Here is a 21,245-nt window from a genome sequence, read left to right on the forward strand (position 1 = left end):
TTGTCAGACTCTTCAGGCTACTGCCCTACTGAGCTCACAATACGTATTTGTTTATCTTCTGGTACTTCTTGATAAGAAAGAACCCTTAGTGCTGGCATCGCTGTTTTAACAAATCGAGACATACTTGAGCGTAAAATTCCCGAGGTTAACAAAATAGCGGGTTGACCAGCCAACTCTTGATTTTGACAGGCTTCGTTAAGTGAAACTTGTAACTTCTCTGCCAAACCAGGTTCCATTCCAGCACCATCATTACCTGCTGCTTGCATAGACTGATGCAATATCTGCTCCAAGTCTGGAGACAAGGTGATAACCGGTAATTCAGCTTCACTGCCAATTAGCTCTTGCACAATTAAACGTTTCAAAGAAATACGACAAGCGGCAGTGAGAATATCTGGGTCTTGGCTTTTCGGCCCGTACTCTACCAAGGTTTGTACAATACTGCGTACATCGCGAATAGGCACACCTTCGTTGAGTAAGTTCTGCAGCACTTTAACCACTGTGGATAGCGTCATCGTATCTGGCACCAAACCTTCTACTAACTTAGGCAAGTTGTTACCTAACATATCTAATAGATTCTGTACTTCTTCATGGCCGAGCAAGTTAGATGCATTATTGGTAAGGAGTTGGCTCAAGTGAGTAGCTACCACCGTAGCAGAGTCAACGACTGTGTACCCAAGAGTTTGAGCGTGCTCGCGTTGCTCTGTTGCTACCCACGCAGCTTCAAGACCAAATGCAGGATCGGTAGTAGGCTGGCCTTCAATTTTACCAAATACCTGGCCTGGGTTAATCGCCATTTCTCTATCATGAAAAACTTCCGATTCCCCGTAAGTGACACCCATTAAGGTAATACGATATTGATTCGGACCTAAATCTAAGTTGTCACGAATATGCACCGCTGGAACCAAAAAACCAAGATCTTGAGAAAGCTTTTTACGCACTCCTTTAATACGAGCCAGCAATTCACCACCTTGGCTTTTATCCACCAATGGAATTAGGCGGTACCCTACTTCCAAGCCTATAACATCAACTGGTTGAACATCATCCCAACCCAATTCTTTTGGTTCGCTACTTGCACTTGGGCTCGAGTTCGCTGGCTGCATTGAAGTATCAGCCGCTTTTTTAGCATCGCCTTTATGACGCATCCAAGCCGCACCTAAACACACAGCTGCACAAGTAAGAAATGCCAAATGAGGCATACCTGGGACAATACCCATAATGAACAAAATTGAACCACAGATTATCATTACCCGCGGGTCTCTAAACATCTGCAAGCTAACCTGCTCGCCCATGTCTGCTTCGGTATTTTGACGAGTAACTACCAACGCGGCAGCTATAGATAAGAGTAGTGAAGGTATCTGTGCAACTAAGCCATCACCAATGGTAAGCAAAGTATAAACCTCTGCCGCTTCAGCAAAGGTTAAATCATGTTGAGCCACACCAATAATAAAGCCGCCAAGAATGTTAATAAACAGAATGAGAATACCCGCGATTGCGTCCCCTTTAACAAACTTACTGGCACCATCCATAGAACCATAAAAGTCCGCTTCGTTGGTTACGTCTGCTCGGCGTGTTCGGGCTTGTTCTTGGTCAATGATGCCAGCGTTTAAATCGGCATCAATCGCCATTTGTTTACCGGGCATTGCATCTAAAGTAAAGCGGGCACTTACTTCTGCGATACGGCCAGCACCTTTAGTTACGACCACAAAGTTGATGATCATCAAGATAAGGAACACCACCAAACCTACCGCATAGTTGCCACCAATTACCACCGAACCAAAGGCTTCAATAACATTACCGGCAGCGTTACCGCCATTGTGGCCTTCAAGCAGTACAACACGAGTGGAAGCAACGTTTAGTGCAAGGCGCAATAGTGTTGCAATCAACAACACCGTTGGGAAAACAGCAAAATCTAGCGGGCGTTTAGTATAAATAGCTACCAGTAATACCACTAAGGCGAGGGAGATGTTAAAGGCAAACAATATGTCCAACAGCCATGCCGCCATTGGTAATACAACCATGCCTAATGTGGCTAGCACCACAACTGGCGTGCCAACACCTTTTATGACATTAACATCAACTTTTTTTAGATCTTGAAGCTTAAAGCTGGTGAGACGATTAATGAATTCCATAAATGACGAAATACTGACTTCCTAACAACTGATGAAACAAGAAAAGCAATAAGCGAGCCAATACCTTTACTCAAAAAATTGGCGATGAGAATTGAGACTAATATCGAAGCTCATTAGGAATAGGTAAATCATTAACCACCGGTTTAGGTCGCTTACCTTTACCCTTGCGGTATTGCTCCAGTTGAAAAACAAAAGCCAATATTTGGGCAACTGCAACGTATAAACCTTCGGGGATATCGTGACCAATTTTAGTGGTGTGATACAACGAACGAGTGAGCGCAGGAGCTTCCATAATCGGTACTTCATAATGACGAGCAATTTCGCGGATTTTCATCGCTACCTCATCAACCCCTTTTGCCACCACTTTGGGAGCGCCAGTACCCTCCTTGTCATACTGAAGTGCGACAGAAAAGTGTGTTGGGTTGGTCACTACCACATCTGCTTGCGGCACATCAGCCATCATTCGGCGAGCAGCCATTTCCATTTGCAAGCGACGGATCCGCCCTTTCACTTCAGGGCTACCTTCCATGTTTTTATGTTCGTCTTTCACTTCTTGCTTAGACATTTTCAGCTGCTTGTTGTGATTCCAAATTTGATAAGGCACATCAATAATCACGATAACAATCAAGCTGCAAACTAGGGCTAGTAACATCCACTGCAGCATGTCTAACGCATTAACAATCGAGCCAGGTATCGACTGCATACTAAGAGTGAGGATTTCGGCGAACTTCCAACGCAGTACAAACCAAACTACACCTGCGATTACAACAACTTTGGCAATACTTTTTATAAGTTCAACAAAAGCTTGAAGTCCCATCATCCGTTTAAAGCCCTGAAGCGGCGACATCTTACTGGCTTTTGGCCTGGCAGCCTCCCAACTAAAAGACATTCCCCCTAACAAAGTATTGCCAATTAAGGCCGCTAGTGTAATAAAGCCCATAATCCACATTAGTGGCTTAACCAACAACATGCCTATAATGCCGATGTTCTTAAGCATGAGATTAACGTCATACACCTGCTCCCGGGTCATCGTAAAAGCTAACTGGAAAACCTTCACCATAGATTCAGCCAACATGCTGCCAAACGCCATGATGGCGATAGCAGCAGTAATGAGTACCGCGGCAGTACCTAATTCTTTAGAACGAGCGACCTGTCCTTTTTTTCGAGCATCTTCAAGCTTTTTCCCCGTGGGGTCTTCCGTTTTTTCTTGATCGTCATCTGCCATAATAATTTGACCTTAGGTTAACAACCTATGCGCAATAGAGCGCATGCTGTACTGCGGCCAACCTCCCACTGACGTTCAAAGTGCGCTAAGAACCCACCAATAGTGAGCCAAAGAATAAATAAACCAAACAACATACTTACCGCAAAGCCAATACTAAAAATATTCAGCTGGGGTGCTGCTCGGGTCATAACACCAAAAGAAAAATTCACAAGTAACATGGCAACAACAGACGAAATAGACAAGGCAAGCGCGGCCAGAAAAAGCTGAGAGTACCAACCAGCAAGGTGTTGATAATCAATAGTGCCTAAACCGCTCATACCGATGGGAATCGTTTCGAAACTCATTGCGATTAAGGTAATGAGCTGCAGATGCCCGTCAATGGCCAAAAACAGTAATGTTGCCAACAACAAATAGAATTGACCAACAACAGGAGTACTTTGGCCATTATTCGGGTCTACCATAGAGGCAAAACCCAAGCTGGTTTGCATCGCAATAATTTGCCCGCCAACCACAAACGTTTGCATTAATAGCTGAGAAATAAATCCGATCGCTACACCAATTAATACTTGCTGAAGAATCACGATAATAGCTTGAAAGGAGAAGACTTCGATACCTTGAACGTCTGGTAACACCGGCACTAATGCAAAAGTAATCGCCAAAGCTAACATTAAGCGAACTCGAGTAGGAACCGATTTGCCACCAAAACTCGCCAATACCATTAACATTGCAGCTACGCGAGTTAAGGCCCAAAGATATTGGCCAATCCACGCCATAATTAGGTCGGAGGGAAACTCCACTAACCAACAACCTGAGGGATCATATCAACCATAGTGAAAAACAGCTCCATCAGTTTTCCGGTAAACCAATGGCCAGCAATCATTAGCGAAGCAAGTGTGACTAACAAACGTGGCAAAAAACTTAAGGTTTGTTCATTAATCGAAGTGGCTGCTTGGAAAATAGCTACAATGAGCCCCACCAGCAAACTTGGGATAATCGCAGCAGACACTAAGATAACCACTTGCCCTAATGCCAGGCGAAATACATCTACAAAGACTTCCGGTTCCATCTATGGCTCCTTTTGTCTATACGCCAAAACTGTTTGCAAGGGTGCCCATCACTAGGCTCCAGCCATCAACCAATACAAACAACATTAGTTTGAAGGGCAGCGATACAATCATTGGGGACAGCATCATCATACCCATGGCCATTAGAATACTGGCCACCACTAAGTCAATCACCAAAAATGGTATGAATAACATAAAGCCAATTTGGAAGGCGGTTTTTAACTCGGAAGTAATGAATGCAGGAATAAGCACATTAAACGGTACTTCTTCTGGTGAACCTACTTCGACCTTAGCAATCTTTACAAAGGTTTCTAGATCAGTAAGGCGTGTTTGCGCTAGCATGAATTCTTTAAGCGGTTCTTTTGCGCGCTCAAAAGCTTGCATAGAAGTAAGTTCTTCACTCAAATACGGCTGTATCGCTTGCTGGTTCACTTCTTCTATCACTGGCGACATAATAAAAAAAGTTAAAAACAAAGCAATACCAATAATGACTTGGTTAGACGGGCTTTGCTGTAAACCCATTGCCTGACGCAAAATTGACATCACCACCACGATTCGAGTGAACGACGTCATCATAATGACCATCGCTGGCAAAAAAGACAGCGCGGTCATCAAGGCTAAGACTTGTAGAGTAACCGAATACTCTTGACCACCATCGGGATTGGTGGTCATCGTTATGGCAGGTAAAATACCCTCTTGAGCAAAGCTAGGTGCAACAAATGCAAAGCACAATAATAAACCGTAAAACAGCTTACTTTTCATTTTTCGACAATATCCCTTGCAGCTGTTTAGCAAAATGGCCACTCATTTTATTCGGTTTCGCTTCCAGTGGTTGCTCCAACTTATCTAATAGGTTTATTGACTGGGCGGTGACCCCCAGCAAATATTGTTGCTCACCTATTTCTACCACCATAATGCGCTCGCGAGTGCCCAGTGCCAAATTAGTGATAACTTTAGACTGGCCGCCAGCAAATTGATTTAATCGAGTTTTCTTAAGCACCCAAGCACAAACCAAAATGGTCACCAGCACTACAGCTAAAGACATTACCCAAGAGAGCAATTCAACTTGAGAGCTGGGCGCCGCGTTAATTTCTTGCTCTGCAGCCGCAGGCAAGGCAATAGATAGAATAAGCAGTAAACCGAATGAGCTGCGCATTATTTGAGCTTTTTAATGCGTTCTGTTTGACTGATTACATCCGTCAGACGAATACCAAACTTGTCATTCACTACCACTACTTCGCCATGGGCGATTAAGGTACCGTTTACCAGCACATCTAAAGGTTCACCAGCTACCCGGTCTAGTTCAACTACCGAACCTTGGTTAAGCTGTAGTAAGTTACGAATACTAATATTACTACGGCCAACTTCCATTGAAATGGTAACAGGAATATCCATTATTGAATCAAGCTTACGTTGCTGCTCTTCGCTAATAGGTTGCGATTCATCAACAAACTCTTCTAACGGTGCGGGCTCTACTTCAGCCATTGCTGCAGCCCACTCATCCGCCATATCGTCTTGATCACTCATATTTTTTCCTTATTCATCTTACTCGTCGTCTGCAGAAGATTGACGGCGGCTTACCACCATTTCTAGGTCAGTTTTGACCGTATCGGGACGCTCTAACACTGAATCAACTTTAAGCGCCATGTGTTCATTACGCTGGCCTAACTTAACACGGTAACTAGGCAAATCTTCTACGAACAACATCGCGGTTTCTGGCATTTCGACAGGGATAACATCGCCGGTTTTCAGCTCCATCAGCTGCCTTAATGTCACATCAGTTTCTAATAACTTAGTATGTAAACCGACCGGGACATCCATTATTTCGTCGCTAAGTGCTGAACTCCAACGTTGATCGGTATCTTGTTTATCGCTCTGAACACCCGCATCTAGTAGTTCACGAATAGGCTCCAACATGGAATAAGGCATAGCAATGTGAAAATCACCACCGCCACCATCTAATTCAATATGGAAAGAGCTCACCACGATCACTTCAGTAGGGCTCACAATGTTAGCCATGGCGGGATTCACTTCTGAATCGAGGTAATCAAACCCAACATCCATAACCGGTGCCCACGCTTCAACGTAATCTTCAAAGATTATTTTTAACAACATTTGAATGATACGGCGTTCGGTAGGGGTAAATTCTCGACCTTCAATTTTTGCATGGTAACGGCCATCACCACCAAAAAAGTTCTCAACTAAAATGAAAACCAGTCGCGCTTCCATGGTCACCAAGGCGGTGCCTTTGAGTGGACGAAAACGAACCATGTTTAAACTAGTAGGTACAAACAAAGTATGCACGTACTCGCCAAACTTAATCATTTGTACGCCATTAATCGATACTTCAGCGGTACGGCGCATCATATTGAATAAACTAATGCGCATGTGCCGTGCAAAACGTTCATTAACCAACTCAAGGGTTGGCATGCGACCACGAACAATTCGGTCTTGAGAAGAAAAGTCAAACTCCACCACACTGCCCGACATCTCGGGCTCAATGATGTCTTCTTCTATATCATCAACACCATGTAGCAGCGCATCAATTTCGTCTTGGCTTAATAAATCGCTCACATTGTTCCTTTATTGCATCACAAAGCCGGTAAACAATATTTTTTCTACCACAACTTTACCGGTAATTTCTTTTAATGCTTTTTGTGTTTCGATTAGCGAGTTTTCACGTAGGCTATCTTTGCCTTCTTGAGTAGACATGTCTTCAACGCTAGCGGAGCTAAATACGTTAAGTAAAGTGCCTTCAATCAAAGGAATATGTAGCTTCGCATCAGCTTCATTGGCAGTACCACGCACCAATAATTGTACTTTGATTTGTACCAAACGATCTCTGTGGTCACCCACAATATTGAAGACAAATGGTCGCGGCATCCCCACGTATAATGCTTCATGAGTAACGCTAGCAGTCACTTCTTCAGTGGGAGTTGCAGCTGCAGGCGCTTCATCTTCGCCGCCCATCAACAAAAAGCCAACAACGCCGCCAATAACTAATACCGCTACACCGGCAATAATGATGATCAGCTTCTTCTTACTGCCACCTTCGTCATCTTCTACTTTTAATTCTGATTCTTCAGCCATTTATGCTTCCATGAACTTTTCGCTAAACTGATTTCATTATTACACAGTTAAGAGGCGCTTCAACAGCGCCTTTAGCAAATAAACTAGGCGTAAAAGTCAATACCATCGCTGTTTGCTTGGTTTGCCACCAAGGCGCTCAAGTCTTGCTCACCGACGTCGTCAATATTGTCAATATTTCCAGCAAGTCCACTCCCCGCGTTTTGACCTTGACCATGCTGCGAAGCATTGCCTTGATTTTGCTGATTCACCTGACTTTGTCCTAATTCTATACCCTGCTGCTGTAACATTTCACGTAAACGCGGCATGGTTTGTTCTAAGGCTTCACGAGCTTGGGGGTTTTGAACTTGAATTTGTACCGATACCTGTTGTTCTTGGTTCATCTGCAAGCGAATATGCATACTGCCCAACTCTGCAGGATCTAAACGAATTTCAGCTTTTTGCATACCTTGGCTTAACATATATTGAACCCGCTGATTCAGTTCGGCAGGTGCTTGATAATGAGCAGGGTTGAGTCGTTCATTTTGTTGAACTTGTTTATCGTTTATCTGATTTGCTTGCTGCGCTTGTTTTAACGCAACATCGCTATTTGCCTGCTCCGCGCGAGCAACTACATCAGCGCCTGAGGCTGAGCGAAAAATACTGTGATGTTCTTGCGGTTTAGGCGCCTCTGTTTGATTTAGCGCTACATGCTGTTGAGTTTGACTATGTTGCTGCTCTTTTTGCTCACCGCTAGTATCTTTACTAGTGCTATCTGCGCTCGCTGCGATGGTCGCAGCAGCTAACTTATCAGTAGTTGGAGAAGCATCTGTACTGGTGGTTTTAGGGGCCAACAAATTTGACTGAGTAGAAGCAAGCCGAGGTTTAGTCTCGCCAGTTTTGGCATCGACATTAAGGTTTGTTTCAGCCATTTTTCCAGCGTCTGCATTTTGCGCTACTTTCGTATCGTTGGCCGTTTGCTGAATAACCACTTGCTCTGAAGATGAAACTTTAGCGGCTTGTTTAGCTCGCGCATCAACTTGAGTGTTTAGTGGCTCACCTCTATTAGTATCTGAGTTTATCTGCGCTGCTTTTTCTTGTTTACTGTCTACCCCAGCATTAGCCTGTTTTAGCGTATCAGCCTCTTTACCACTGGCAGATTTAAGCTGTTCGCTTTCAACTTTATTCTGTAGCGTTTTATCAGTATCTTTAACCACCGCACCGCTAACAAAAGTAGTGGTTTTGTTTAATTCTTTTTCGGTAGCTTTTTGTTGTTCGACTTGGTTAGCCGAAACGCCAAGTTTTGCAGATTTATCTAACTCGCCTTCAGTGCCTTTAATCGCTTTACTCCCACTAACTTCTGCAGTGCCTGTGTCTGCAATACTTTTCGCGTTAGCGGCTTCACTAAGCACTTTTGAGTCTGTTAGGTCTTTAGCACTTTGTGGGTTAGCTTTGTTGGTCTCTCCCTCTACACTGATTGTGCTGTCAGTTTTCGATGAAGAAACGCCAAGTTGATTGGAGCTTGTATTTGATGTTTTAGTTTCGCTACTCAGTATAGATGAGGCTTTTGTGTCGTCTGCATCATCAGACGCAGCAGAGTTAAGCGGCAATTCACTGCCGCTTTGTTTATTTGCTGCTTGGGCTATATCAGGATCAGTTTCGCTTTTTCCAGCACTGTTTGCTTTAACTGCTGACTCTGGTTCAGCCTTACTGTTTAAGCTCTCATTGGTTTCTGAGCTCTGGGTTAATGAATAACTGTCTGAAGCTGTTTGTTCGGCAGAATCAGCTACTGCTTTATCTTCAGTAATAAGGTCAATGGGAATGGCGTTTTTAGCAGACTCAGCATTACCCTTTTCAATATCGTCGGCCGCTTTTTTGGCCGTATCGAGTTGCTTAAGTAAGTCCCTAGGACTGGGCTCTGCGGGGCTATCCACAGCCTTTTTAGAATCAGACTCCGCACCTTTAGCATACTCTTTTTCTACAGCGGCTTTTACAGGGCTGTCGGCTTTAGGAAGTTGTTCTAATTCTTTAACTAATTTAGCAAAATCGTCACCCTTTTCAGAAGGGCTAAGAGTTGCACTTCCTAATGATGATAACTGCTTGGCATTGCCTGCATCGTTTAACAGAAATTCCATATTGTTACTTGCCCTTACAATTAGTCTTTTCCAGCTTTAGGCTTATTTGCCCGAGGCTAACTAGCCATTAATCTTTCATTTCGAAAAAAATAAAGCATATTTTATGCCTAAGCGCTACGCTTGGCCTCGAAGATGAGAATATAACGCGTATTCATCGAGTAGCTTTTGTTCTTCGCGGTGTTGTTTTTGCTGCTGCTGTTTCACTTGTTTTTCAATCAGAAACTCCATAGCTTTTCGTTTAGCTTGTAGCTCTAACCACTGATTACGTTTGAGTAATACGTTTTTCTTTACTTGCTCAATACTTTTACCCTGCTGGACACTGGCTTGCTCAAGCTTTTGAATAAACAATTGGTATTGGTGAAAGCTGTCTGCGTAAAAGCCATCTACGCCCTTTGCTAGCGCTTGCTCAAGGTAAGAACGGCGATACTGCTCTAGGTGAGCCAATTGTGCTTCAAACTCGCTAAGCTGCTGCTGCGCTTCGGCCATATCTTTTACTGCGGCTTGCTCTTGCTCTTGCAAGCGCTCAACCATTAAATATAACGCTCGCCGTGCCATGAGCATCTCCTAAGTAGAGAACATCAAGGTAGTTTAACCGAGCGGACCTTGAGCATTGATATTGGCCATTTGCATGGTGCGCTCCATCCGCGTCAGACTTTCGTCATAAGCTACCACTTCTTTCATCTCTTGCTGCAAGAACTGATCCATATGTGGCTTCATGCCTATGGCTAAATCAATACGTTTGTCAGCACCGCGTTGGTAGGCACCAATAGCAATCAAGTCTTGGTTTTGCTGGTAGGAGGCATTTAATGATTTAAGCTGGCGAGCAAGTTGCTGATGGCCGTCGCTAGTTACCGCAGGCATCACTCGGCTAATGGATTTTTCAATGTCTACCGCAGGATAATGACCTGAGTCTGCCAGCTCGCGAGATAATACGATGTGTCCGTCTAGAATTGCGCGGGCGGCATCGGCAATGGGGTCTTGCAAATCATCTCCCTCGGTAAGTACCGTGAAAAAAGCAGTAATAGAACCCTGCCCTTCACCACCGTTTCCGGCACGTTCAACCAAGCGAGGCAGTTTTGCAAACACTGATGGCGGATAGCCCTTAGTAGCAGGCGGCTCGCCAATTGCTAAGGCAATCTCACGCTGCGCTTGAGCGTAACGCGTTAATGAATCCATAAGTAGCAGCACATTCAAGCCTTGGTCTCGAAAGTACTCAGCAATGGTTAAGGTGGTATCACACCCTTTCAAACGCATTAGTGGAGAAGCATCGGCGGGAGCAGCCACAACCACCGCTCGCTTGCGGCCTTCTTCACCTAAAATATCGTCAATAAATTCTTTTACTTCGCGGCCACGTTCACCAATTAACCCCACCACGACTACATCTGCTGTAGTGCCTCGAGTCATCATGCCCATTAATACACTTTTACCCACACCCGAGCCGGCAAATAAGCCCATGCGCTGGCCCTGGCCTACAGTTAACACCGCATTAATCGAGCGAACCCCAACATCTAAAGGCTGTTTAATTGGCTTTCTTGCCATGGGATTAAGGCGAACAGAGCTTAAATTAGTGGTCTGTCTACAATGAATATCGCCCAGTCCGTCTAGCGGCTTACCCACACCGTCAATCACCCGCCCTAGCAGTTCCATACCTACCGGGATGCCGTGATTCTCATGCATTGGGATCACGCGAGCGCCAGGCAATACACCGGTTAACTGCTCGCTTGGCATTAAAAACAGCTTGTCACCAGAAAAGCCCACAACTTCAGCTTCTAGAAATCCGTCGAGAGTTTCTACTGAACATAAAGAGCCCACAGGGGCGCGACACCCTACTGCTTCAAGCGTTAAGCCCACTACTCGAGTTAGCTTACCCGCAACCGTTGGGTTATTCCGCACATGCTCGGTGTTATAAGAACTAAGTCGTTGGCTCAGCGTCATCGTCTTGACCATTTTGGCGAATAAAGGACTGTAGGCTTTGTTTAATAACTTCGTTCATCTCAACTGAAACAGATGATAAATCATTCTCGATTAAACAATCACCTTGGGTAAGGCTGCCATCGGCTAGCAACTGCCACTTTTTCTTTTCTTGGGTTTCGGGTGGAAATATCTGCTCGATAATAGCCAAATCTACCGGGTGTAAATGAATACGAATATGTTGTTTTTGCAATGGTAGGGCCGCTACAGCCTGCTTTACTGTTTTAGCAATAATATTGGGATTGCTAACCAATTCAACCTGAACAATTTCGGCCGCCAACTTCATGGCTAAATCAACGACCTGCTGTTCCACTTCAGCGTCAATTTGTCGATTAGGTTGGTGCAGTTGATCAATTAAACTTCCCCATTGCGCACCCAAGGCATCAATTTGCTGCTGGCCTTCGGTTAGGCCTTGGCTAAGGCCTTCTTGTTGGCCTTGGGTTTTCCCTAACGCTAAGCCTTCTTCTTGGCCACTAACCAAGCCTTCTTTATGACCCGCATCTTTGCCTTCAGCAAAGCCTTCTTCATAAGCTGACTGGCGAAGTGCTTCTAGCTCTTCGATGGTCATTGGCTCAAACTGAATTTCTGGTTCTTCTTCTACCGGCTCTTCATTAAACCAAGCTGGTTTCATGTTTAATACATTGCTAACAGGCTCAGCGGTATCACGAGTCGTATCTTCAAACTCAGGTAATGGCCAAGCTATGTCTTCCACTACAGGGCTGTCGATTGCTTTTTCAGGCTCACTGCTTTGTTCAACACCAGCAAGCAAGGCATCAATTGCAGCTTGTTCATCATTCTGTTCCTGTTGCTCTGAAGACTGCTCAACGGCGTCATTACTCGGCAATGATTGAGCCTCGTCCAATAAAGCCGCGATATCATCATCGCCCATAATTGAGTCAGTGTTTGTATCGGTTTGTGTAGGAGTCTGCTCTGCTGCGTGTTGAGATGTTTCATCCTCGTCTTGTTGTTGAGGCGCCCCTTGGGTCTCTTCCAATAATGCAGCTATGTCATCATCACCCATCACTGAGTCAGTGTTTGTATCTGTTTGTCTAGGAGCCTGCTCTGCTGCGTGTTGAGCTGTCTCGTTCTCGTCTTGTTGCTGAGGCACCCCTTGGGTTTCATCCAATAAGGCTGCTATGTCATCATCACCCATTACTGAGTCAGTGTTTGCACCTGTAGGTGCTGTAGTCTGCTCCACTGCGTGTTGAGGTGCCTCGTTCTCTTCTTGTTGCTGAGGCACACCTTGGGTTTCTTCCAGTAAGGCTGCGATATCGTCATCACCCATCACCGAATCAGCGCTGTTTTCTTCTGCTGCAGCGTTAGCTTCTGTATCTTGTGGTTTAACGGGTTTATCTTGTTCGGTCATTTTTATAAGAACTCGTCGCCGCCGCCACCGCCAATCATAATTTCACCGGCCTCAGAAAGTCGACGAGCAATAGATAGGATTTCTTTCTGAGCAGTTTCTACTTCGCTCACTTTAATTGGGCCCATCGCTTCTAAATCATCACGTAGCATTTCTGCAGCCCGTTTAGACATATTATTGAAGATTTTCTCTTTAAGTGTTTCATCAGCGCCTTTAAGCGCTTTTTGCAGTAACTCGCCGGGTACATCACGCAGCAATGTTTGAATACCTCGGTCGTCGATATCCACCAAGTTTTCGAATACAAACATAAGGTCTTGAATTTGTTGTGCCATTTCTTCGTCGCTTTCGCGAATAGAGTCCATCAACATGCCTTCCATATTGGTATCTAGGAAGTTCATGATGTTGGCTGCCGCCTTCAAGCCGCCCATTTTGGCTGCTTGAGCACCGGCTTGACCAGCAAATTGTTTTTCCATAATTTCGTTCAATTCAGTTAATGCTGCAGGCTGCACTTCTTCTAAGTTAGCGATACGCATCATGAGATCTAAGCGCACTTTGTCTTGGAACTGCGACATAATCTCGGCAGATTGCTCGGCTTCTAGGTAAGACAACACAATAGTTTGAATTTGTGGGTGCTCGTTTTGAATGATGTTAGCCACCTGGCGGGCATCCATCCATTTCAAGGAATCGAGGCCTTTAGCTCCGCTGCCCATAATAATTTGGTCAACTAAGCTAGATGCTCTATCTTCACCCAGTGCTGCAGTTAGCGCTTTACGTACGAAGTCTTGACTACCAATACCAATATTGGTGTATTTTTGAATATCGTCGATAAACAAACGGTGAACCGCTACCACTCGCTCGTGAGAAAAGTCTTCTAACGAGGCCATCGCCATACCCAAACGCTGTACCTGTTTAGGCTCAAGATGACGGAATATGGTCGCGGCGTCATCTTCGTTGAGGCTCAGCATTAAAATCGCTGCGCGCTCAATGCCGTTCATATCTCCCAGAACTTCTTCTGGGTTGATTTCATCTTCATTTGGCATCGTTAATTACCCAATCTTTAATTACCATGGCTGCAAGGTCTGGTTCGTTGGCGACTAGTGCTCGAACCGCTTTCAGCATGTCTTCATCTTTGTGTAAGTCTGGCAGTTTTAGCTGTCCATCGCGAATACCGAAATCGACCTCAGTATTGTCTGCCGATATTAGCTGTAAGTCATCATCATTTTCATAGGCCGCTAATGCTGCATCTAAGTCGGTCTCAGCATGTTCGCTGTCTTCACCGCTAGATAGGATTCGATTTAGCATTGGTCTTACTACTGCCACAATCAGCACAATCAAGACCAGTACACTACCCGCCATGCGCATGGCGCGCCAGAACCAAGCTTGCTCCCAAACGGGTAAGTCAGCTTCGGTAAATATTTCAGGGCGAGAAAATGGCACACTCACCACTTCTAAAGTATCCCCTCGGCTTAAATTAAAGCCCACACCGCCTTGTAACAAACGTCGAATGCTGCCCATTTGCTCGGCAGAACGCGGTTCGCGGCTAGTTTCCCCAGAGTCAGAAACTTGACTGTTGTAATCTAAAGCAACCGATACGCTTAAACGCCTGACTACACCCACTTGTGAGCGAGTATGACTAATGGTGGTATCTAATTCGTAATTACGGGTTGATTCTTTATGGCTACTACCAGATTGAGCCTGAGTATTAGCCCCACCCGCTTGCTCTGGAATTTCAGCAGGTAGTGGCGGCTGATTAGTCAATGCGCCAGGAATACCAATAGCACCACCACCAACATTGTTATCTTCAATAGTGTATTCGCTACGAACTGCCGGTAAGTCTGGATTGAAACGCTTTTGCGTTTGCTCTACGGCAGTAAAATCTAAGGTTACGTCTACCTCAGCGGTGTAATTACCCACCCCAACAATTGGGATCATAATTGCGTCAATTTTGTCTTTGTATTCGCTCTCGCGTTTACGCTCCATTTCAAACTCTTTACGAGTGCGAGAAGACAGCGGGTCTTGGCTACCGGAGTTAAGTAAGCGACCATTTTGATCGGTGACAGTAACCCGACTAGGAATTAAACCTTGAACGGCTGAAGCTACGATATCAACGATTGAGTCAATTTCTTCTTGTTGTAAGCCATTCATACCACGCAAATTCACCACAACAGTGGCTGAAGGTTTCTGCTCGCGACGGGCAAATACGTTGCTTTTAGGAATCGCTAATAATACTTGGGCTTTGCTCACTGAGTTCATTTGCTCAATGGCGGTGGCTAATTGGCGCTCACGACTAAGCTTTAATCGCTCACCTTCAAGGCGTTGGCTTACTCCAAATCCCATGTCGTTAAGCAAAATTTGTTCGCCATCAGGAACCGACTCAGTTAAACCAGAACGACGAAGTTTAAGTTTGATGCTTTGGTATTGCTCGGCATTAACTAATACCGTATTACCTTCAATGGTGTAAGGAATTTTGGCTTGATCAAGGAAGTCTAAGGTTTCAACCAGCTCAGGTGTATTCATGGTACCCAGCGGACGCATCTCAGGCTCTTTAGCCCACATCAACAAGAATACAGCCATGGCCAAGCAGATAGCTAAAGCCAAAATCATAATGACTTGGCGTAGCACGTCGCTGTTGCTCAAGAATGAAAGTGCAGAACTCTGTTGTTCTGTTGCTTCCAAGCTATCACCGTCGCTATCTGAACCTAGTAGTGCGGGTTCTTGACTCATTGCGTTACTTCCTTCGCTCGCCACAATATTTCCCTAGCCATGTTAAACAGGCATAGAACTAATTTGTTTGTATGCATCAACTAATTTATTTCTTACTTGTACGGTGGCATCAAACGCGATGCTAGATTTTTGTGCGGCAATCATTACATCACCAATACCTACGTTACGGTCGCCTAAATCAAAGCGAGTGCGTAAATCATTGGCATTAGACTGCAAGCCATTTACGTTATTAATTGCATCTTTCAACAAGCTACCAAAATCACTGTTTACTTTAGAAACGCCTAGCTGACCATTAGGTTGAGCAAAGTCTTGCCCAATGCCGCCGGTTTTCATTTCTCCAGCCATTGATTGCAGTTCGCTAAATAGGTTTGCTGAATCAACTCTCATGATTTCCCTCTACCGCCAGATAAATGGCATTGTTGTTAGTTATACAGGGAAAAGCAAAAGGCGCGCCAAGATTAATTAACAACTAATCTTAAGTTCTCTTTTGATTGAGGTTTGGTTAGGTAGTTTTTAACAAAATCGTTTTGCGGAAGAGGTCTCGCAAAGAAGTAACCTTGTGCTTGTTCACAACCCATCACCGAGGCCAAATTGGCCTGTGCTTGGGTTTCGATACCTTCAATAAGCACTTGGTATTTCATGCTTCGGGCAATCATCACCATTGCTTTTACAATATGTTGATCGGATAAATTTTCTTCTAAGCCGCTAACAAAGGCGCGGTCAATTTTAAGAATGGTCACAGGCAGGTGTTTCAAATAGGCCATAGATGAGTACCCGGTACCAAAGTCATCAATTGCAATACCAAATCCTGCGTCACGCATTCTTTGAATACTGGCTTTAGCCTCAGTGGGCTGTTCCATCATTGCCGACTCAGTAATCTCAATACAAATACGCTGCGGATTAACTTGCCATTGGCTTGCGTAATTAATCGCGATTTTCTCCGCATGCCCTAAAGATACCGTAGTGGCAGAAAAGTTGACTGACAACTTGAAGCCTTCAGGTAGCTGGCTAGAAAAACGCGCCATAAAACGCATGGCATTTTGAAACACCCATTTATCAAGCTGCAATACTAAGCCAGTTTCCTCGGCAACAGGGACAAATTCATCTGGCGAAATAGCACCTTCAGGAGTAAACCATCGCAGCAATACTTCTGCGCCAATCATTTTGTTAGTCTTTAAGCAAAATTGTGGCTGAAAGAATAAATCTAGTTCGTTATTACCAATTGCTTTACGCAGCTTAGATTCAAGGGTTAGCTTAACTAAACCCGCTTGGCTTAAATCGGGCCGATAACGGCAAATGCTAACGCCGGTTTTCACTGCATGATTCAAAGCAGTAAAAGTATTGGCTAACAAGGTATCGCTGTGAAGCGCTTCTCGGCGAGGATGATAACTGCAGTACCCCACATGACAACGAGTTAACAGTTGCAGTTGTTCTAGTCGCAACCAACCCCGACAGCTTTGCACGATTTGCTTGGCTATCTCGATCACTTCTTTGTCTTTATTCACATTTGGTACAACCACCACGAAATAGTGATGATACCAATAAGCAAGTTGGGCTTCTGGGTAGTGTTTACGCAGGCTTTTTTGTACCCGCTTTGCATAAGCTTCTTTTGTCACTTCACCTAGACGTTGACCAAAGTTTTCAAATACTTCATTTTGTCTTGGGAAGTCGAACATCAATACCGACAAAGGTACTGCATCATCTAACCAGCTGGTAAGCAAGCGAGTAACATGACGACGATTTGGCAAACCGGTCACTTCATCATGGTTTTTCCAATACTCTAGCTGTTCTCGTAATTGAGTGGATTTAAGATTAGCTTTAACAAATTTTTGTCTCAGTAATATAACGCTAATGCTGACTACAAATAGTGCCATCAGCAAACCGACAAACCACCAATAGGAGATACTCGTTGCATCACCACTTTGAGCCGAGTAAGCCTGCCAACGTTGATAACTTTGCGCTAATTGAGCCTCATCCATCGACAACAAGCCGCGATTGAGTAATGCGACCAGAGGTTTCCAGTCGTCTCGAATAGCAAATTGATGCTGTAGTGATTCATCCAATATAAAAGATTGTTGTAGATGCCAACGCGGCATACCGCGTAAGTGAGCAGCCACTTCATCACTGCCCGCCAGTAACGCAATAGTTTGTTGCTCTACTACTGAGCGAATTGCGTCGGCGAGAGAGGCATAAATTAGCGGCTCTACTTCAGGGTAATTCTCCAGTAAAACTTCCTGAGCGCTACTTCCTGCAACCACCGCAATAGACTTGCCGGTGAGCTGTTGCATATTCCTCAAGCGCGCTTGCTGTAGAGGATTAAACAGGGCTAAGGGCTGTTGCCAGCTTGGTACGGTGTAACTAACAAAAGGGCTGAGGCGACGATGAGTACTAGCACTACTTAACATGTCTACTTGACCATGCTGTAAGGCCAAGATGGCTTCAGAAACACTAGAGAAAATTTGGTATTCAAGTTTTAAACGGGTTTGAAAGGCTAAACTATTGAGGGTATCAATGGCATAACCAGCAGGGGTACCAGTATGGTCCACATATTCCAAAGGCAGGCGATCAGCAACTACTGCCACCTTTATCTCTGGATTATCTTCGAGCCATTGATATTCACTCGCATTGACTATATAGGCATTCACGCCTAACGACCAACAACAACCTACCACTAGCAACGTTAAGTATCTAACGAGGCACAACCGCAAACTAATTAGCTCCTAAAACTCGCGCTATTGCCTTGGCATTCTTTGCGCCAAGTGCATTATTGCTAACAGCATACCAAAAACAACCAGAAAATATTTGATTCAAACGATACTAACTCGTTTAAAAGTCGCAGAAATGGGCAGTTAAGTCACAAATTCACATAAAGTTAATAAAACGCAGCATTAGCGCTATTTAACTAGGCTGAATAAGCGATTGATATTGCTCACTCCACAACATAGCTTGCAAATTAAGGTGTTCAATTTGCTTATAATCCATTCGTAATTGTGAGGCTAAGCGCTCAGTTTTATACCAGTGCCCTTCTTCATATGATTTAATAGTGAGCAACATGTAACGCAATAGCGACGGTTGCTCGCTACATAGCGCATCTCTAATGTCTTGTTCCAGGGGTAAACTGTAAAGCAATTCGCTTAATGGTTTGTCTAAAAGCGCATCAAGCAAAGAAAACAAACCGCATAAAAATGCAGCTTCTTGCATAGCTGGCGATTTATGCATAGCCACCAGTTCACAAAATCGTGCTCGGTGTACCGACATACGCACTAGTTCACGCGGTTTATGGCTTACCGCCATCGCGCTGGCAAGCAAGGCGACTAGCTTTCTGAGTTGGGTATTACCAATGTAAACAACGGCTTGCTTAATCGATGCCATTTCTTCCACTATGGGTAAACTACCAGAGTTAACAAAGCGCAATAATTTGTAGCTAAGCCCTGTGTCTCGCTCAAAATAACGTACCACTTCATTGATATTTACATCTTCGCGAGTGGCGGCATAAAACAAGCGAGAAATCATTAAATAGCTGGCATCGATGTCTTTTGACACATGCATTTCAGGGCGACAAAAATAATAACCTTGGAAAAAATTAAAGCCTAAATCTCGCGCTTGTTGGTATTCCTCTTGAGTCTCCACTTTCTCCGCTAACAGTTTAATTTTTTTGCGCGTTTTTAAGGCCTCAAATAATGTACTTAGTTGTTCCAAAGGCGTACGTTGAATATCCACCTTTATCAAGCGGACAAACTTAAGATAAGGTTCCCATTCAGCCTTATAAACAAAGTCATCAAAGGCTAAGCGATAGCCTCGATGAAACAGCGATTGGCAACGCTTGTACAGTTTTTCACTGGGTTTGGCGGTTTCAAGAATTTCAATTACTACCTGCTTGCTAGGCAGTAACTTCACCATTTCTGAATGCAGACTTTCTTCAGGAAAGTTGATTAAAGCAGGTTTACCTTGAGTAATCGCATGCAAGCCATCATTAAGCTGAGTGCGAATAATTAGCTTAGACGTAGCCTCATGTGGATCGATATCAGGGTACACATTGTCGGGACCATCGCGAAACAATAGCTCATAAGCGACGACTCGCTGCTTGCGATCGAGGATCGCCTGCCGCGCAGTGTAAACATTCATAGTTTTAGTTACCGTTTTAGCCGCATTTTAGTATTGGCTTTTCGCCTATTTATTTTTAGTCTCAGCAGTGCTTGAGATAAAACGCGGATGTAAAAAAAGAGTCACCTAAGTGACTCTTCAAGACTAACTAAGTTATGAAAAATTTTCGACCACTTTATTCGCTAAGTTGTTGCAAGCGCTCAAAATAATCAGGGAAAGTTTTAGAAGTGCATTTCGGGTCATTAATGGTTACAGCAGTATCGCTTAACGCCACCAATGAAAAACACATCGCCATGCGATGATCATCATAAGTATCAATGGCCGCATGGTTTAATTTAGCTGGAGGAGTCACTTCAATAAAATCGTGTCCTTCCACTACGGTAGCGCCCACTTTTTTAAGTTCAGTAGCCATTGCCGCTAAGCGGTCAGTCTCTTTTACTCGCCAGTTATATACGTTACGTATTGCAGTAGTGCCTTTAGCAAACAAAGCCGCGGTGGCAATGGTCATAGCCGCATCTGGAATATGGTTCATGTCCAAATCAACAGCACTTAACTCACCACTACGGGCAATAATGTAATCATCGCCCCACTCTATATCGGCGCCCATTGCAGCTAACACGTCGGCAAACAATACGTCGCCTTGCATGGATTTTTTACCCACGCCAGTCACTTTCACTTCGCCACCTTTAATTGCGCCAGCGGCTAAGAAGTAAGAAGCCGAAGATGCGTCACCTTCAACCAGAAATTCGCCTGCACCCGTGTATGTTTGTTGGCCTTTAACCACAAAGCGCTGGTAGTTATCGTTTTCCACTTCAATGCCAAATGCAGACATCATCTTTAAGGTGATATCGATATAAGGTTTAGACACTAACTCTCCAACTATAGAGATCTCAATGTCTTGCTCGGCATAAGGTGCAGCCATTAAAAATGCTGTTAAAAATTGGCTAGATACTGAGCCATCAATATCTACCTTGCCACCTTTAAGGCCTGTGCCTTTAATGTTTAGCGGCGGGTAGCCTTCGGTTTTTAAGTAAGTTACATCGGCGCCTACTTGGCGCAAAGCGTCAACCAGTGCGCCAATAGGACGCTCTTCCATACGCGGCTCACCGGTTAAGGTAAATTCGCCTTGGCTCAAACATAAGGCCGCACATAAGGGGCGCATTGCAGTGCCCGCATTACCCAAAAACAACTCTTCGGCTTGCTCTACTTTAAATGCTCGGCCTAAACCCGTTACACGGCATCGGCTTCGGTCGTCTGACAATTGGTAGCTCACACCCAATGTTTTGAGCGCGTTGAGCATATGGCGAATATCATCACTATCAAGCAAATTGCTTAATACGGTTTCACCTTCAGCTAAGGCTGCGAGCAATAAAGCACGGTTAGATACGCTTTTTGAGCCTGGTAAGTTAATTTCACCATTAATGCGAGAGATAGGCTGTAGGGTTAATTGTTCCATGTTTCAAA

19 protein-coding genes are annotated in these 21,245 nt (G+C 44.5%); all 19 read right to left on the reverse strand.

The genetic code is table 11. From position 1 onward, the window contains the following. Nucleotides 1–17 precede the first annotated feature (17 nt). Nucleotides 18–2,129: a flagellar biosynthesis protein FlhA gene (gene flhA / locus Q4549_RS14570; protein WP_303552964.1), complete on the reverse strand. Its 2,112-nt coding sequence runs from the start codon at nucleotides 2,127–2,129 to the stop codon at nucleotides 18–20. Nucleotides 2,130–2,226: 97 nt separating this feature from the next. Next, complete coding sequence (gene flhB, locus Q4549_RS14575; RefSeq protein ID WP_303514282.1) at nucleotides 2,227–3,354, reverse strand: flagellar biosynthesis protein FlhB; 1,128 nt, start codon at nucleotides 3,352–3,354, stop codon at nucleotides 2,227–2,229. Between the two features lie 17 nt (nucleotides 3,355–3,371). After that, the gene (gene fliR, locus Q4549_RS14580; RefSeq protein ID WP_303514473.1) at nucleotides 3,372–4,127 is read right to left on the reverse strand and encodes a flagellar biosynthetic protein FliR; all 756 of its coding nucleotides are present in this window, start codon (nucleotides 4,125–4,127) and stop codon (nucleotides 3,372–3,374) included. 23 nt (nucleotides 4,128–4,150) lie between these two features. Further along, nucleotides 4,151–4,420 (reverse strand): flagellar biosynthetic protein FliQ, encoded by a 270-nt coding sequence (locus Q4549_RS14585; protein WP_303514280.1) that lies wholly within the window; start codon nucleotides 4,418–4,420, stop codon nucleotides 4,151–4,153. Nucleotides 4,421–4,436: 16 nt separating this feature from the next. Next, a complete protein-coding gene (gene fliP / locus Q4549_RS14590; protein WP_303552963.1) occupies nucleotides 4,437–5,180 on the reverse strand; it encodes a flagellar type III secretion system pore protein FliP in 744 nt (247 codons plus the stop codon). Next, nucleotides 5,170–5,574, reverse strand: a complete 405-nt coding sequence (gene fliO, locus Q4549_RS14595; RefSeq protein ID WP_303552962.1) for a flagellar biosynthetic protein FliO — start codon at nucleotides 5,572–5,574, stop codon at nucleotides 5,170–5,172. The genes fliP and fliO overlap by 11 nt, the downstream gene beginning before the upstream one ends. Then, the gene (gene fliN / locus Q4549_RS14600; RefSeq protein ID WP_137671400.1) at nucleotides 5,574–5,945 is read right to left on the reverse strand and encodes a flagellar motor switch protein FliN; all 372 of its coding nucleotides are present in this window, start codon (nucleotides 5,943–5,945) and stop codon (nucleotides 5,574–5,576) included. Before fliN ends, fliO begins: the two co-directional genes overlap by 1 nt. An 18-nt stretch (nucleotides 5,946–5,963) precedes the next feature. Then, a complete protein-coding gene (gene fliM, locus Q4549_RS14605) occupies nucleotides 5,964–6,992 on the reverse strand; it encodes a flagellar motor switch protein FliM (RefSeq protein ID WP_137671401.1) in 1,029 nt (342 codons plus the stop codon). A gap of 9 nt (nucleotides 6,993–7,001) precedes the next feature. After that, nucleotides 7,002–7,508 (reverse strand): flagellar basal body-associated protein FliL, encoded by a 507-nt coding sequence (gene fliL, locus Q4549_RS14610; RefSeq protein WP_137671402.1) that lies wholly within the window; start codon nucleotides 7,506–7,508, stop codon nucleotides 7,002–7,004. A gap of 83 nt (nucleotides 7,509–7,591) precedes the next feature. Further along, nucleotides 7,592–9,619 carry a flagellar hook-length control protein FliK gene (locus Q4549_RS14615; RefSeq protein WP_303552961.1) on the reverse strand — a complete coding sequence of 676 codons (2,028 nt, stop codon included), beginning with the start codon at nucleotides 9,617–9,619 and terminating at the stop codon, nucleotides 7,592–7,594. Between the two features lie 114 nt (nucleotides 9,620–9,733). After that, on the reverse strand, nucleotides 9,734–10,174 hold the full coding sequence (gene fliJ, locus Q4549_RS14620) for a flagellar export protein FliJ (RefSeq protein WP_161985056.1): 441 nt from the start codon (nucleotides 10,172–10,174) through the stop codon (nucleotides 9,734–9,736). Between the two features lie 33 nt (nucleotides 10,175–10,207). After that, nucleotides 10,208–11,554 (reverse strand): flagellar protein export ATPase FliI, encoded by a 1,347-nt coding sequence (gene fliI, locus Q4549_RS14625; protein ID WP_303552960.1) that lies wholly within the window; start codon nucleotides 11,552–11,554, stop codon nucleotides 10,208–10,210. Next, complete coding sequence (locus Q4549_RS14630) at nucleotides 11,532–12,956, reverse strand: FliH/SctL family protein (RefSeq protein ID WP_303552959.1); 1,425 nt, start codon at nucleotides 12,954–12,956, stop codon at nucleotides 11,532–11,534. The genes fliI and Q4549_RS14630 overlap by 23 nt, the downstream gene beginning before the upstream one ends. Before the next feature lie 2 nt (nucleotides 12,957–12,958). After that, nucleotides 12,959–13,993: a flagellar motor switch protein FliG gene (gene fliG, locus Q4549_RS14635; protein ID WP_137671407.1), complete on the reverse strand. Its 1,035-nt coding sequence runs from the start codon at nucleotides 13,991–13,993 to the stop codon at nucleotides 12,959–12,961. Continuing rightward, nucleotides 13,983–15,677 carry a flagellar basal-body MS-ring/collar protein FliF gene (fliF, locus tag Q4549_RS14640; protein WP_303514263.1) on the reverse strand — a complete coding sequence of 565 codons (1,695 nt, stop codon included), beginning with the start codon at nucleotides 15,675–15,677 and terminating at the stop codon, nucleotides 13,983–13,985. Before fliF ends, fliG begins: the two co-directional genes overlap by 11 nt. Before the next feature lie 42 nt (nucleotides 15,678–15,719). Further along, nucleotides 15,720–16,064, reverse strand: coding sequence for a flagellar hook-basal body complex protein FliE (fliE, locus tag Q4549_RS14645; protein WP_137671409.1), 345 nt, complete (start codon nucleotides 16,062–16,064; stop codon nucleotides 15,720–15,722). Nucleotides 16,065–16,135: 71 nt separating this feature from the next. Further along, nucleotides 16,136–18,322: a bifunctional diguanylate cyclase/phosphodiesterase gene (locus Q4549_RS14650; RefSeq protein ID WP_303552958.1), complete on the reverse strand. Its 2,187-nt coding sequence runs from the start codon at nucleotides 18,320–18,322 to the stop codon at nucleotides 16,136–16,138. Nucleotides 18,323–18,575: 253 nt separating this feature from the next. Then, entirely contained in the window at nucleotides 18,576–19,802 is a 1,227-nt protein-coding gene (locus Q4549_RS14655) for an EAL and HDOD domain-containing protein (protein WP_137671411.1), read from the reverse strand. Nucleotides 19,803–19,956: 154 nt separating this feature from the next. Next, nucleotides 19,957–21,237 carry a 3-phosphoshikimate 1-carboxyvinyltransferase gene (gene aroA / locus Q4549_RS14660; protein ID WP_303552957.1) on the reverse strand — a complete coding sequence of 427 codons (1,281 nt, stop codon included), beginning with the start codon at nucleotides 21,235–21,237 and terminating at the stop codon, nucleotides 19,957–19,959. Nucleotides 21,238–21,245 lie beyond the last annotated feature (8 nt).

This window comes from Agarivorans sp. 2_MG-2023 (genome assembly GCF_030548085.1).
In the GTDB taxonomy this organism is placed as follows: domain Bacteria; phylum Pseudomonadota; class Gammaproteobacteria; order Enterobacterales; family Celerinatantimonadaceae; genus Agarivorans.

What these genes read in the sequence shown, in the direction of transcription:
- fliJ (WP_161985056.1), bottom strand. Translation starts at nt 10,174, where the DNA reads ATGGCACGGCGAGCGTTATATTTAATGGTTGAGCGCTTGCAAGAGCAA.
- fliE (WP_137671409.1), bottom strand. Translation starts at nt 16,064, where the DNA reads ATGAGAGTTGATTCAGCAAACCTATTTAGCGAACTGCAATCAATGGCT.
- fliP (WP_303552963.1), bottom strand. Translation starts at nt 5,180, where the DNA reads ATGAAAAGTAAGCTGTTTTACGGTTTATTATTGTGCTTTGCATTTGTT.
- Q4549_RS14585 (WP_303514280.1), bottom strand. Translation starts at nt 4,420, where the DNA reads ATGGAACCGGAAGTCTTTGTAGATGTATTTCGCCTGGCATTAGGGCAA.
- fliI (WP_303552960.1), bottom strand. Translation starts at nt 11,554, where the DNA reads ATGACGCTGAGCCAACGACTTAGTTCTTATAACACCGAGCATGTGCGG.
- fliL (WP_137671402.1), bottom strand. Translation starts at nt 7,508, where the DNA reads ATGGCTGAAGAATCAGAATTAAAAGTAGAAGATGACGAAGGTGGCAGT.
- Q4549_RS14615 (WP_303552961.1), bottom strand. Translation starts at nt 9,619, where the DNA reads ATGGAATTTCTGTTAAACGATGCAGGCAATGCCAAGCAGTTATCATCA.
- fliO (WP_303552962.1), bottom strand. Translation starts at nt 5,574, where the DNA reads ATGCGCAGCTCATTCGGTTTACTGCTTATTCTATCTATTGCCTTGCCT.
- flhB (WP_303514282.1), bottom strand. Translation starts at nt 3,354, where the DNA reads ATGGCAGATGACGATCAAGAAAAAACGGAAGACCCCACGGGGAAAAAG.
- Q4549_RS14655 (WP_137671411.1), bottom strand. Translation starts at nt 19,802, where the DNA reads ATGAATGTTTACACTGCGCGGCAGGCGATCCTCGATCGCAAGCAGCGA.
- fliG (WP_137671407.1), bottom strand. Translation starts at nt 13,993, where the DNA reads ATGCCAAATGAAGATGAAATCAACCCAGAAGAAGTTCTGGGAGATATG.
- fliN (WP_137671400.1), bottom strand. Translation starts at nt 5,945, where the DNA reads ATGAGTGATCAAGACGATATGGCGGATGAGTGGGCTGCAGCAATGGCT.
- fliF (WP_303514263.1), bottom strand. Translation starts at nt 15,677, where the DNA reads ATGAGTCAAGAACCCGCACTACTAGGTTCAGATAGCGACGGTGATAGC.
- aroA (WP_303552957.1), bottom strand. Translation starts at nt 21,237, where the DNA reads ATGGAACAATTAACCCTACAGCCTATCTCTCGCATTAATGGTGAAATT.
- Q4549_RS14630 (WP_303552959.1), bottom strand. Translation starts at nt 12,956, where the DNA reads ATGACCGAACAAGATAAACCCGTTAAACCACAAGATACAGAAGCTAAC.
- flhA (WP_303552964.1), bottom strand. Translation starts at nt 2,129, where the DNA reads ATGGAATTCATTAATCGTCTCACCAGCTTTAAGCTTCAAGATCTAAAA.
- fliR (WP_303514473.1), bottom strand. Translation starts at nt 4,127, where the DNA reads ATGGCGTGGATTGGCCAATATCTTTGGGCCTTAACTCGCGTAGCTGCA.